This window comes from Archangium sp. Cb G35 (genome assembly GCF_001896145.1).
Lineage (GTDB): Bacteria > Myxococcota > Myxococcia > Myxococcales > Myxococcaceae > Archangium > Archangium violaceum.
The window spans coordinates 1-12,841 of the sequence record NZ_MPOI01000013.1 but is presented as its reverse complement, the minus strand read 5'-3'; the positions used below and the strand labels follow the sequence as shown (position 1 = coordinate 12,841).

General features: G+C 65.6%; 8 protein-coding genes and 1 rRNA gene. 7 read left to right on the top strand and 2 right to left on the bottom strand.

The window, feature by feature from the left end:
* The first annotated feature begins 1 nt into the window (after position 1).
* Positions 2–1,312 (top strand): DUF418 domain-containing protein, encoded by a 1,311-nt coding sequence (locus BO221_RS34745; protein ID WP_073565170.1) that lies wholly within the window; start codon positions 2–4, stop codon positions 1,310–1,312.
* A 160-nt stretch (positions 1,313–1,472) separates the two neighbouring features.
* A complete protein-coding gene (locus BO221_RS34740) occupies positions 1,473–2,870 on the top strand; it encodes a cytochrome P450 (protein WP_073565169.1) in 1,398 nt (465 codons plus the stop codon).
* Here BO221_RS34740 and BO221_RS34735 read toward each other — a convergent pair.
* Together BO221_RS34735 and BO221_RS34730 are read right to left on the bottom strand one after the other, a co-directional pair.
* Entirely contained in the window at positions 2,786–3,199 is a 414-nt protein-coding gene (locus BO221_RS34735; RefSeq protein WP_073565168.1) for an ACT domain-containing protein, read from the bottom strand. The genes BO221_RS34740 and BO221_RS34735 overlap by 85 nt on opposite strands.
* Positions 3,200–3,208: 9 nt before the next feature.
* Positions 3,209–4,756 (bottom strand): sigma 54-interacting transcriptional regulator, encoded by a 1,548-nt coding sequence (locus BO221_RS34730; protein WP_073565167.1) that lies wholly within the window; start codon positions 4,754–4,756, stop codon positions 3,209–3,211.
* 511 nt (positions 4,757–5,267) lie between these two features.
* On the opposite strand from BO221_RS34730, the gene glnII reads away from it, so the two are divergent.
* From glnII to BO221_RS34705, 5 genes are all read left to right on the top strand, one after another.
* A complete protein-coding gene (gene glnII / locus BO221_RS34725; RefSeq protein ID WP_073565166.1) occupies positions 5,268–6,284 on the top strand; it encodes a glutamine synthetase GlnII in 1,017 nt (338 codons plus the stop codon).
* Between the two features lie 407 nt (positions 6,285–6,691).
* Complete coding sequence (locus BO221_RS34720) at positions 6,692–6,874, top strand: CsbD family protein (RefSeq protein ID WP_047853824.1); 183 nt, start codon at positions 6,692–6,694, stop codon at positions 6,872–6,874.
* Positions 6,875–7,038: 164 nt separating this feature from the next.
* On the top strand, positions 7,039–7,503 hold the full coding sequence (locus BO221_RS34715) for a DUF2892 domain-containing protein (protein ID WP_198956248.1): 465 nt from the start codon (positions 7,039–7,041) through the stop codon (positions 7,501–7,503).
* 161 nt (positions 7,504–7,664) lie between these two features.
* Entirely contained in the window at positions 7,665–10,808 is a 3,144-nt protein-coding gene (locus tag BO221_RS34710) for an alpha-amylase family glycosyl hydrolase (protein WP_073565165.1), read from the top strand.
* A gap of 991 nt (positions 10,809–11,799) precedes the next feature.
* Positions 11,800–12,841, top strand: a 16S ribosomal RNA gene (locus BO221_RS34705); the annotation flags it as partial.

Here is a 12,841-nt window from a genome sequence, read left to right as displayed (position 1 = left end):
CATGAGCGGGGGGCCTGGAGTGGCCGAGGCGCGCCCGGTGGATGCGGGTGAGCGGCTGGAAGTGCTGGACGTGCTGCGCGGGTTCGCGTTGGGAGGGGTGTTCGTCTCGAACGTCTATGTGTGGATGAGCGGGTGGGTGTTGATGCCGAGGCCGGCGGTGCAGGCGCTGACGGCCACGTGGGTGGACCAGGCGGCGAGCGAGCTGTTCCAGTTCTTCGTGAACGGGAGGTTCATGCCCATCTTCTCGTTCCTGTTCGGGCTGGGCTTCTGCGTGCAGCTGACGAGGGCGGAGAAGCGGGGCACGTCGGTGGTGCCGGTGTACAGGCGGCGGCTGATGGTGATGTACCTGCTGGGGCTCGTGCACCTGTACGGGGCCTGGTACGGGGACGTGCTGAACATGTACGCGATGGCGGGGCTGTTGCTGCTGTTGTTCCGGGAGAGGAAGGACCGGACGCTGCTGATCTGGGCGGGCGTATTGATGTTCGGGCCGATGCTGGTGGGGCAGGGGCTGATGAGGTTCGGGACGCTGCTGTTGCACGGGCCGGAGGCGCACGCGGCGGCGAGGGAAGCGGCGCAGGCAGCGGCGAAGGGGATGGCGGAGACGAAGGCGGGAATCTTCGAGGGCCTGTCGAGCGGTGGCTACTGGAGGTGGCTGCGAGCGAATGCGGAGGCGTACTTCCTGCTGTTCTTCAGTCCGATGATGCTGACGCACATTGGGACGACGGTGGGGCGTTTCGCGCTGGGACTGTGGGCGGGGAGGAAGGGGCTCTTCCACGACGTGGAGAAGCACGGGGCGACGTTGAAGAGGCTGTGGGGATGGGGATTGGGAGTGGGGCTGGTGGGGAGTGGGGTGGGGGTGGTGACGAGCATGCTGATGAGGAAGAAGCTGCTGGACTTCCAGGAGCCGTGGACGCTGGTGTTGACGCCGGTGAGGGAGTTGGGGGCGGTGGGGCTGGCGACGTTCTACGTGACGAGCCTGGCGTTGCTGTTCCAGCGGGAGAGGTGGAGGAAGGCGCTGAGGTTGCTGGCACCGGCGGGGCGGATGGCGGTGACGAACTACATGTCGCAGTCGGTGCTAGGCATGCTGGTGTTCAGCGGGGTGGGATTGGGGCTGATGGGGAAGACGGGCCCGGCGGTGACGATCGCACTCACGATGGGCCTGTTCTGCGTACAGGTGGCATGGAGCCACTGGTGGCTGGCGAGGTACCGATTCGGGCCGGTGGAGTGGGTGTGGAGGTCGCTGACGTACGGGAAGGCGCAGCCGATGAAGAGGAGCGCGGATCCGCGCCCCGAGACTGAGCCGGTAGCGTGAACAAATCCCCTCGCCCTCCGGGAGAGGGACGGGGTGAGGGTGCCGAAAGTCGCGGGTTCCCCCAGAACCCCTCTCCCTTTGGGAGAGGGACGGGGTGAGGGTCAGCGGTACCAGGGTTCCCGACTGACGCCTGGAGGCCGGTGGCACTAATCTGCGGGCCATGAAAGCCAAACACCCACCGGGGCCGAAGGGGAACGCGTTGCTGGGGAACATCCTGGCGGCGGCGAAGGGAGAGCTCGACTTCTTCAGGGAGCTGGGAAGCTACGGGGACGTGAGCAGCTTCCACCTGGGGCGCAAGCGTTTCTATTTCGTGAACCATCCGGAGCTGATCCGGAAGGTGCTCACGAGCCAGAACTTCGTGCGGACGGCGATCTCCCGGGAGCTGATGGCGTCGTTCCTGGGGAGGGGCCTGTTCTCGCAGGAGGGGGAGAACCACCTCCAGCAGAGGAGGCTGATGCAGCCGGCCTTCCACCACAAACGGATTGAAGGCTACGGCGCGGTGATGGAGCGTTACGCGACGAGGATGTTGGAGGGGTGGAAGGACGGGGAGACGAGGGACATCGCGCACGACATGATGCGGCTCACGTTCGAGATCGTGTCGAAGACGCTGTTCGACGCGGACACGGGGGAGCAGGCGAGCCAGGTGAGCGAGGCGTTCACGGGCATCATGCAGGCGATCAACAAGGAGTACCCGGTCTACACGGTGCTACCGGAGTGGGTACCGGTGAAGCGCTGGGGGGCGAGCCGGCGGGCGGTGGACGCGCTGAATCGCATCACGAAGTCCATCATCCAGGAGCGCCGGGCGACGGGAGAGGATCGGGGAGATCTGCTCTCGATGCTGCTGTTGGCGAGGGACGAGGACGGCACGAAGATGACGGACGAGCAGGTGGGGGCGCAGACGCTCTCGCTGCTGTTCGCGGGGCACGAGACGACGGCGAACCTGCTGAGCTGGACGTGGCTGTTGCTGTCGAGGAACCCGGACATCCGCCAGAAGCTGCAGCAGGAGGTGGACACGGTGCTGGAAGGCCGGGCGCCCACGGTAGGCGACCTGCGGCAGCTCAAGTACACGGAGAGCGTGGTGAAGGAGACGCTGCGCATCTACCCGCCGGCCTGGTACGCGGAGCGAGCACCGCTGACGGACACGGAGCTGGGGGGCTACACGATTCCGGCGAACGCGCCGATCGTCATCAGCGTCTACGTGACGCACCGGGATGGACGGTTCTTCGAGCAGCCCGAGCGCTTCTGGCCCGAGCGGTTCCTGGGAGTGGAAGACCGCCAGCTGCCGGCGTACCTGCCCTTTGGAGGGGGCTCGCACCTGTGCATCGGCAACCGCTTCGCGCTGATGGAGGCGCAGTTGCTGGTGGCGGCGATCGCGCAGCGTTACGAGCTGGAGCTGGAGCCTGGCCTGAATGTGAAAGCCAGGCCACTCATCACGCTGGGAGTCGAGGGCTTGAGGATGAAGGTGAATCGGCGTCAGACAGGGGCGGCGTCGCCGCGAGCGAACCCGGCGAGCACCGCGAGCGACTCCTCGGCGCGAGCGGAGGGGACGAAGAGGTGATCGTGGAAGTACGCCGACACGGGATTGACGCTGATTCCCCGGGCGGCGAGCCGGTTCGTGATGGCGGCGAGGAACCCCACGGCCTCGAGGCTAGAGTGGACGGAGAGGGTGATCATCCGGAAGACGGCGCTGTACGGGAGTCCGGCGGCGTCGGCCTTCTCACGGGGGAGGATGAGCGTGAGCCCTTCCTCCTCGTGGAAGAGCCCGAGGGGCTCGAGGGGAACGGCCTCGAGCAGGGAGTGCCGGGTGGTGAGGAAGACGAACTCACCGCCGCGCAGCACGGGCTTCATCGACTTCAGCAGCACCTCGAGGTTCGTCTCACCGGACATGGCGGCGTCCTAGCCCCGGAAGCGTGAGCAGTCGATCTCATACTTGGAGACCTTGTAGTTGATGATGCGCTCGGTGGTCTGGAGGAGCCGGGCGGCCTTGGCGCGGTTGCCGCGGGTGGTCTTCAAGGCATCTGCGATGAGGTCCTTCTCGAACTGCTGGACGGAGTCGGTGAGCGAGCTGCTGGTGACGGTCTCGGAGGCCTCGGCGGTCTGGAGGGTGGGAGGCAGGTGGTGGCCGTGGATGGCGTTGCCGTCGCAGACGAGGACGGAGCGCTCGATGATGTTCTCCAGCTCGCGCACGTTGCCGGGCCAGTGGTAGCTGACGAGCATGTCGATGGCGGGGGTGGAGATGCGGCGGATGTTCTTGCCGTGCTCGCGGGAGTACTTGGCGACGAAGTGGTCGGCGAGCAGGAGGAGGTCGCTCTTGCGCTCGCGCAGGGGAGGGATGAAGAGGGTGAAGACGTTGAGGCGGTAGTAGAGGTCCTCGCGGAAGGACTTCTCGGCGATGGATGTCTCCAGGTCCTTGTTGGTGGCGGCGATGAGGCGGACGTTGGCCTTGAGGGTTTCGGTGCCGCCGACGCGCTCGTACTCACGTTCCTGGAGGACGCGGAGCAGCTTGACCTGGGTGGCGGGGTTGATTTCGCCAATCTCATCCAGGAAGAGGGTGCCGCCCTCGGCGAGCTCGAAGCGGCCGCGCTTGCGATTCTGTGCGCCGGTGAAGGCGCCCTTTTCGTAGCCGAAGAGTTCGGACTCGATGAGGGTTTCGGGGAGGGCGGCGCAGTTGACCTTGATGAAGGGCTTCTTGGCGCGGGTGGAGTTGTAGTGGATGGCGTGGGCGATGAGCTCCTTGCCGGTGCCGGACTCGCCGCGGATGAGGACGGTGGTGGTGGTGCGGGCCACCTGGTGGATCTGCTCGTACACCTGGCGCATGGGGCCGGAGGTGCCGATGATGTTGGAGAAGTCGTAGCGCTGGCGCAGCTCCTGGCGCAGGGTGGTGTTCTCCTCGAGGAGCTTCTTGCGTTCGTCCTCCAGGTGCCGGTGGGCGGCGAGGGCCTGGCCGATCATCGAGGCGACGACGCCGAAGAGGCGGCTTTCCTCCTGGTAGTCGCGGTCCTTGTGGAAGAGCAGGTCCACACCGAGGGTGCCCACGGGCTTGCGGTGCAGGACGATGGGGACGCAGATGAAGGAGTGCTCCTGGGTGCCGGTGCGCCGGCCGAGGTAGGCGCGGTGGAGGAAGAGGGGCTCGCGGCTGATCTCGGGCACGACGATGGGCTTGCCGCTCTGGACGACGCGGCCGGTGATGCCCTCGCCGAGCTTGTAGCGGGCCTTGCGGCCCTCGGCGCTCAACCCGATGGAGGCGTCGATATAGAGGTCCCCGGTGTCGGGGTCGGTGAGGGTGACGGCGCCGCGGACCACACCGTGGTAGCGCTCGAGCCGCTCCAGCACGCGGTGGAGGGCGGCGCGGAGATCCTGTGCGCCGGCCAGGGCCTGGCTGACCTCCAGGAGGCTGGCCAGGGTGGCGTGCTTGCCCGTCTGCTCATCTGTGCGTTTCGCCATGCGAGGGTGCTCCGAGGTGCTGCTCCTGTACCGGTCCCGAGGGGCGTCCGGGCGGTTCCGACATTTTTGTCGGTTCCTGGCCGAAGACCTACAAAATTGTAAGCGACGCGGGAACGCCCTGGGAGAGCAGGCGAGCGGCGAAGCGTCCAGGGGTCTACTGTTCGAGCGGCATCGTTCGTCGGATTCCGGTCAAACCGGGGGGAGACGGTGCCACGCGAGGGTCCGGTGGTGCTCGCGAGCGGGCTGGGCCACGGGGGCGGGCGGAACACTTCCGACAAATTTGTAGGAAGCGAGCGCATCTCCTACAAAATTGTCGGAGTACCGGGAGGGCCTCCTGAGGGACTGGAGAGGCCTTGCGGGACCTGTTCCGAGCCATTTCGAGGGTTTCCGTCGAGGCCCCCGGTGGGCGGGGGCGTTGGCATCGCATCTGCAAAAGGGTTCTGGCGTGAGGCCCGGTGAGGGCCGCGAGAAAACTGGCCCGCTGGGGCGGGCTTCTGGGAGGACGTGGCGAATGAGCAAGGTGATGGCGGAGTACATCTGGATCGACGGGCAGCGGCCGACCGCGAAGCTGCGCTCGAAGATGAAGGTGGTGGAGGTGGCGGAGGTCCGGAGTCTCTCCGATCTTCCCGACTGGAGCTTCGACGGCTCCAGCACCTACCAGGCCGAGGGCAAGAAGAGCGACCTGATGCTGCGGCCGGTGCGCTTCATCGCGAACCCGCTCAAGCCGGGGACGAAGGACATCCTGGTGCTGTGCGAGGTGATGAATCCGGACGGCAGCCCGCACTGGAGCAACACGCGCGCGCCGCTGCGGCAGGTGGCGGAGAAGCACGCCGCCGAGGACGCCTGGTTCGGCCTGGAGCAGGAGTACACGCTCTTCGAGGGCAACCGTCCGCTGGGCTGGCCGGACAAGGGATTCCCGGCGCCGCAGGGTGGCTACTACTGTGGCGTGGGCAGTGACGAGGTGTTCGGCCGCAAGCTGGTGGAGTCGCACGCCGAGGCGTGTCTGCGCGCGGGCATCAAGCTGTGCGGCACGAACGCCGAGGTGATGCCTGCGCAGTGGGAGTTCCAGGTGGGCCCCCTGCCGGCGCTGGAGATTTCGGACGAGCTGTGGCTGGCGCGCTGGCTGCTGTACCGGATGGGCGAGGAGTTCGGCATCAGCGCCACGCTGCACCCCAAGCCGGTGAAGGGTGACTGGAACGGCACGGGCTGCCACACCAACTTCAGCACGAAGTCGATGCGCGAGGCGGGTGGCATCAAGGTGATTGAAGCGGCGATGGAGAAGCTGCGCGCGAGGCACGAGGCGCACATCGCGGTGTACGGCGCGCACAACGTGGAGCGTCTGACGGGTCAGCACGAGACGGCGCCCATCACCGTGTTCCGTTACGGCGTGAGCGATCGTGGCTCGTCCATCCGCATCCCGCTGGGCACGGCGAACGATGGCCGCGGCTACTTCGAGGATCGCCGTCCTGCGGCCAACTGCGACCCGTACGAGGTCTGCCGCATCATGCTCGAGACGGTCTGCGGCTGAGACCGTTTCAAAAGTCTCCTTGGGGAAGGAGCGCTTGGCCTGGCGGACGGGAGGTGTCGGGCTTCCCGTCCGTCGGGCACGGCGTATGTTCAGGGAGACGTATGGTTTTGAAGGAGTGGACCGGGCCCTGGCGGAAACTGAGCAGGGGGCCGCTCGCGCTGACCGGAGCGCAAGAGTGCGGCGCGCCGAGGCCCGTTCCACTTGCCGTTGACCGTTGAGGCTCAGCCTCCGGAGTAGGAAACGCGAGTCCTCGAATCCGAGCGGGTTTCCCTGCGGGTCGAAGCGGACGCGGACGGCGATGCCGGGCATTCAGGCGAGCGAGCGCTCGAGGAGTTCCCGTGGCTCCCTCCGGTACCTAGCTTCAGGGGTGTCTGTGATTGGACACAGGGACAGCAAGGAGGGAAGCCATGGGTGAGTGGACGGACAAGCTGAAGGGGCGTGTGAAGGAGACGGTGGGGACGGCCACGGGAGACCGCGAGCTGGAGGCGGAGGGGAAGAAGGACACGCTCAAGGGAGCGGTGAAGGAGAAGATCGAGGACGCGAAGCGGGTCATCAAGGACGCGGATGACGAGGTGAAGGGACGGCGGTAGGCGGGGCGTCGAGGCCTGGAGTGCTCGGGCAGTCGGGCGGGCTGCGGGGAGGGATACCCCGTGGCCCGTCTGTCTTTTCGGGCGGGACCGGAGGCGGCCTTGGCGGGTTGGAGCGGGGGCATCACCTTTCGGCGGGACGCGCACGTCCTCAGGGAGGTTTCGGCATGGATGCCAGGCTGGAGCAGCTCCTCATGCCTCGGGGCGGCCGGGAGCGCCGCCACGGGCCCGGGAAGGCGAACGAGGAAATCCTACGGGAGATGCGGGAGCGCATCGCCAGCTACGCGAGCCGTCCCCAGGACGAGGTAGAGGGGCGCCTGGACGAACTGGAGCGCGAGTGGGACCTCGAGCGTGCGCTGCAGGTGAACGCGGCCGTGCTGTCGCTGGCGGGGCTGGTGTTGGGCGTGACGAGGGACCGGAAGTGGCTGTGGGTACCGGGAGTGGTGGCGGGCTTCCTATTGCAGCACGCGGTCTCGGGGTGGTGCCCGCCGGTGGAGATGCTGCGCAGGTGGAAGCTCCGCACGCGTGGGGAGATCGACGCGGAGAAGTTCGCACTGAGGGTGCAGCGGGGAGACTTTCGCGGAGCGGAGGTGGGGCACTCGGCGAGCTCGGAAGGGCCGGGATGGGGGTGAGGACCACGTACCCAAGGGCGGGATGAACGAAAGCCCACACTGAGGGTGTCCTGGACGGCGGGACACGGAGTGCGTCACGTCTGGATGGAGGAAACTCGGATGGCGGCTGGCCCGACAATGGAGGGCACCGCGACTTTCGGGTCCGCGCCAGAGGAGACAACGTGAGCACGTCCAAGATCAACCAGCCCCCGAAGAGTGCGGTTCCCAGCACGAAGAACGAGGCTCCATCCACGAGCAGCCGGGAGGTCCGCAAGGAGACTGCGGCGGTGGTTCCGGAGAAGGCGGGTCAGAAGCCACCTGCGGGAGGGACCGAGGCGCGGGACGCCTTCGAGGCGAAGTCCCGGGCGGGGACGGGGCGCGGCAAGGACTCGGCGTTCGAGACGGCGGTGCGCCCGGCGGCCGCGCGGGGGGCGGGCTCCACGTTCGGTCCCACGAGCGCCGGTGCGGCGATGAACGTGCTCGGCACGAGGGCCGCGGGGGCGGTGGGAGCGCCGGTGAAGCGCTCGGTGACGCTGGTATACGACGCGGGACCGCACGCCGAGCTCACGAACCTGCAGGTGAAGGGGAGCTGGGACGCTGCGGGCCGCTATAGCGCGCAGTGGAACGAGCGCACCATTCCGATGAAGCCGTTGGGGGACGGGAAGTGGGCGGCGACGGTGGAAGTGCTGGACGATGGCCAGCCGCACGACTGGGAGTGGGGCGTGCTGGCGGATGGCCCGACGGGGAAGGGCTCGTGGGCGGTGATGGGCGAGGGCAACCTGAAGCTGGACGTGAAGAAGGGGACGTCCACGTACGCGCCGACGACGTACCACGAGATGGGCTCGATGAAGTCGGGAGAGGACGCGACGTTCAAGTTCTGGGCGGGGAACGCGAAGAGCGTGCAGGTGAAGGTGACGGACGCGGAGGGGTGGGAGCAGCGCTTCCCGATGGAGCGGGGTGAGGACGGCAACTGGTCGGCGAGTGTGAAGGGGGGCTGGAAGGAGCTGGTGGGCAAGTCGTACGTCTACGAGGTGGTGGACTCGGAGGGCGTGACGAGCGAGCGGCCGGACCCGTACGCGCGGGAGATGATGGGTGAGCAGCGGGGCCTGTCGCGGATGTACCTGGACGCGAAGACGGGCAAGGAGGTGAACCGCTACGCGGGGGACAGCGTCGAGCTGATGCGCTTCGACGTGGATGACGAGGAGGACGCGCACAGTGCGTACCTGGTGTTGAAGGACGCGAGTGGGCGGCAGCTGGGCCGGGACGAGCTCCTGGCGAGGCTGGGGAACTTCGACGCCACGCTGGTGGACAAGCTGCACGACGGGAAGTTCAACGACCTGTGGTCGAAGAACGTGGAGGCGGACGGGCGCATCCGGATGACGAATCAGGATGGGGCGTGGACGGCACTGGTGAACGACCCGAAGAAGCTGGCGGGGTTGCAGTACGAGTTCCAGGTCTACGAGAAGGACGCGAAGGGCAACCTGCGGTTGAGGGATGACGGGAACGGGGACGGGAAGCTGGGCGCGGGCGAGCGTCTGAAGTCACCGAACAACGATCCGTGGAGCAACGTCATCACGGAGGCGAGCGGGGTGACGTTCCGGGGCTCGGTCATCACGGATCCAACGACGCACACGTGGAAGAACGACAACGCGCCGCGGGAGAAGGACCCGAGCAAGTGGGTGGTGTACCAGCTGCACGTGGGAAGCTTCCTGGGCGAGGCGAAGAACGCGGACCGCTCGACGCTGGAGGACCTGACGGCGAGGCTGGACTACTTCAAGAAGTTGGGAGTGAACACGCTGGAGCTGTTGCCGGTGAACGAGGTGGAGGGGAACCGGAACTGGGGTTACCTGGGGGTGAACAGCCTGGCGGTGGAGAGCTCGTTCGGCTTCGAGGACGCGGACGGGAAGTGGGTGAGCGGGACGGAGGCGCTGAAGCGCTTCATCGACGAGGCTCACGGGCGAGGGATGAACGTCATCTCGGACGTGGTCTACAACCACGTGCACGGCGACTACAACGGGATGTGGGGGTTGGGAGGGCAGGACAACCCGTTCTTCAACTGGTCGGAGGAGCCGGGGAAGTTCGAGCAGCGGGACACGCCGTGGGGAGCGGTGCCGGCGTATTCGAACCCGAAGGTGAAGCAGTTCTTCGTGGACCACGCGGTGGCGCAGGTGCAGGAGCTGCACTTCGACGGGCTGCGGTTCGACTTCACGGAGCCCATCAAGGGAGCGGGAGGGAAGGACGGGTGGGAGATGCTGCGGGAGATCAACCGGCAGGTGCACTTCTTCAACCCGGACGTGTGGACGGTGGCGGAGCAGTTTGACTACGACCCGAGCATCACGAAGCCGGCGCAGAAGGACGGGACGGGAGGGGGCTTCGACGCGCAGTGGTACACGGAGTTCCAGCACCGGCTGGTGAACGACAACAGCAAGCCGGGGCTGATCCAGGCGGCGGCGCGGGGGTTGAAGACGGACATGGACGCGTTCATGTCCATGCTGACGGGCCCTCGAGGACTGGACGGGTGGAAGAAGGCGCTGACGATCATCTCGAACCATGACGAGGTGGGGAACGCGCAGCGGACGATGAACACGGCGGAGGGGGACAAGCCGACGGACTTCCCGGAGCAGTGGTCGAGGAGCGCGGCGCGGTTCGCGGCGGGGCTGGGGTTGGCGGGGCCGGGCATTCCGATGTTCTTCCAGGGGGACGAGTTCGGAGCGCAGAACGACTTCCGGTGGGGCAACCCGTCCACGTGGGACAGTGACTGGAGCTGGGAGTCACTGGGGAAGGACTGGAACTGGGACAAGGTGACGTTCGACGACACGAGAAAGGCGTCGTACGAGCGGCTGTTCGCGCTGCCGCCGGAGGCGAGGGCGAAGGATGGGGAGTACCGGGGGCTGTCGGCGGAGGACCGGAAGGTCTTCGAGAGCCTGGCGGCGATGCCGGCGGAGCAGAGGACGGAGGCGATGCTGGACATCACGCGCCGGCAGAGCTTCCGGTTCTACCAGGACGCGATCGCACTGAGACACTCGAGCCCGGCGTTCCGCGCGGATGCGGAGGTGAACCGGGTGTACACGCACAACGACGACTCGGTGGTGGCCTTCACGAGGAAGGCGGGAGGCGAGGAGTACTTGGTGGTGGGCAGCCTGAACCGGGAGAACCTGGAGGGCTACACGATGCCGTTGCCGCCGGGGAACTGGAAGGAAGTGCTGAACAGCGACGCAGCCGTGTACGGAGGGAGCAACTTCGGCAATTACGGGGCGACGCTGAGGGGCGGCAACACGAAGGTGAACATCCCCGCGGCGGGCTACGTGGTCTTGAAGAAGGAATAGAGGGCCAGTGGCCGCCACTGCGGAGAGGCGAGGGGCACGCGACTGCTGAGGCGGTCGCTCCCCTGCCCGCCGGATGAACCTGCGATTCGGGCGGGTTCACCAGGAGGCTGGGGCTGCCGGTCCATCCGTGAGATCGACGGCGGAGGCCGCGAAAATCTTTTTCGTGGGAAGGGGGGACCCGTACTGGAGGGTTATCCCCAATGAAACCCGACGCTGAGCAGCTTCTCGGGATCAATCCTCACGAAGAAGGTTTGACGGGAAGACAACAAAGCGCTAGGTATCGGTTCCCTTCGCCCGACGGGCTGGCGCCACGGCGCCGCACGCTCCCGAGCAGAGGGAATAGGGAGGAAGTACGGGGTTGACTCCCAACGCGGTGGTGGTAGAAGCCGCGCCCCTTCGGACGGAAAGGCGACGTCGCACTGGCGACGGAGATCCCCGGCCGAAGCAGTGAAAGACGAAATAAAAAAGTCGGCGAGCGAAGTTGACTCCCAACGCGGCGGTGATAGAAGCCGCCTCCCCTCGAAGCAGCGAAGTCGCTCAGGCGACAGAGCCGAAGCGAGGCGGAAGAAAGAGTCGACGAAGCAAGTTGACACGAGACGCGGWAACGAAGTAGGTTCCGCGCCCCTCGGCAGGAAGCAGCAAGGCGCCACGGYGCCAGGTTGAATCCAGACGAGGCGGAGCAGCGAAACGGAGCGGCAACGGCCGCTTGACAGAAAAGCAGCTCCGAAATAAAGAATGCGGCCCCCGAGGTTGAACGGGGTGCAGCGAAGAAGTGGAAACACGGTAGCACACAAGTCGCGGCAGCAACAAGCGGCTCGGTCTTTGAAAACCAAATAGCAAGCCCAAGAAGAAGACGATTGCGGAAACCGCAGTCAATTCTAAACGGCACCTCAAGAGAGTCGGCGTGAGTCGATTCCGGGGTGCCCTGAACAGCGAGTCGGGAGTTCCTTAGCCGGACCCCGATGATGCCGGTTCAAAACACTTCAAATTAAAATTGGAGAGTTTGATCCTGGCTCAGAACGAACGCTGGCGGCGTGCCTAACACATGCAAGTCGAGCGCGAATGGAGCAATCCTAGTAGAGCGGCGCACGGGTGCGTAACACGTGGATAATCTGCCTGGGTGTYTGGGATAACCAGTCGAAAGATTGGCTAATACCGGATAAGCCCCCGGGAGCTTCGGCTCCTGAGGGAAAAGGTGGCCTCTGTATACAAGCTATCACATCCAGATGAGTCCGCGGCCCATCAGCTAGTTGGCGGGGTAATGGCCCACCAAGGCAACGACGGGTAGCTGGTCTGAGAGGACGATCAGCCACACTGGAACTGAGACACGGTCCAGACTCCTACGGGAGGCAGCAGTGGGGAATTTTGCGCAATGGGCGAAAGCCTGACGCAGCAACGCCGCGTGTGTGATGAAGGTCTTCGGATTGTAAAGCACTTTCGACCGGGACGAAAACCCGTTGGCTAACATCCAACGGCTTGACGGTACCGGGAGAAGAAGCACCGGCTAACTCTGTGCCAGCAGCCGCGGTAATACAGAGGGTGCAAGCGTTGTTCGGAATTATTGGGCGTAAAGCGCGTGTAGGCGGCTTTGCAAGTCGGGTGTGAAAGCCCTCAGCTCAACTGAGGAAGTGCGCCCGAAACTGCAGAGCTTGAGTGCCGGAGAGGGTGGCGGAATTCCCCAAGTAGAGGTGAAATTCGTAGATATGGGGAGGAACACCGGTGGCGAAGGCGGCCACCTGGACGGTAACTGACGCTGAGACGCGAAAGCGTGGGGAGCAAACAGGATTAGATACCCTGGTAGTCCACGCCGTAAACGATGAGAACTAGGTGTCGTGGGTGTTGACCCCCGCGGTGCCGTAGCTAACGCATTAAGTTCTCCGCCTGGGAAGTACGGTCGCAAGACTAAAACTCAAAGGAATTGACGGGGGCCCGCACAAGCGGTGGAGCATGTGGTTTAATTCGACGCAACGCGCAGAACCTTACCTGGTCTTGACATCCTTGGAATCCCTCAGAGATGAGGGAGTGCCCGCAAG

Coding starts and splice junctions, on each gene's coding strand:
- BO221_RS34745 (WP_073565170.1), top strand. CDS start 2: ATGAGCGGGGGGCCTGGAGTGGCCGAGGCGCGCCCGGTGGATGCGGGT.
- glnII (WP_073565166.1), top strand. CDS start 5,268: ATGAGCAAGGTGATGGCGGAGTACATCTGGATCGACGGGCAGCGGCCG.
- BO221_RS34730 (WP_073565167.1), bottom strand. CDS start 4,756: ATGGCGAAACGCACAGATGAGCAGACGGGCAAGCACGCCACCCTGGCC.
- BO221_RS34720 (WP_047853824.1), top strand. CDS start 6,692: ATGGGTGAGTGGACGGACAAGCTGAAGGGGCGTGTGAAGGAGACGGTG.
- BO221_RS34715 (WP_198956248.1), top strand. CDS start 7,039: ATGGATGCCAGGCTGGAGCAGCTCCTCATGCCTCGGGGCGGCCGGGAG.
- BO221_RS34740 (WP_073565169.1), top strand. CDS start 1,473: ATGAAAGCCAAACACCCACCGGGGCCGAAGGGGAACGCGTTGCTGGGG.
- BO221_RS34735 (WP_073565168.1), bottom strand. CDS start 3,199: ATGTCCGGTGAGACGAACCTCGAGGTGCTGCTGAAGTCGATGAAGCCC.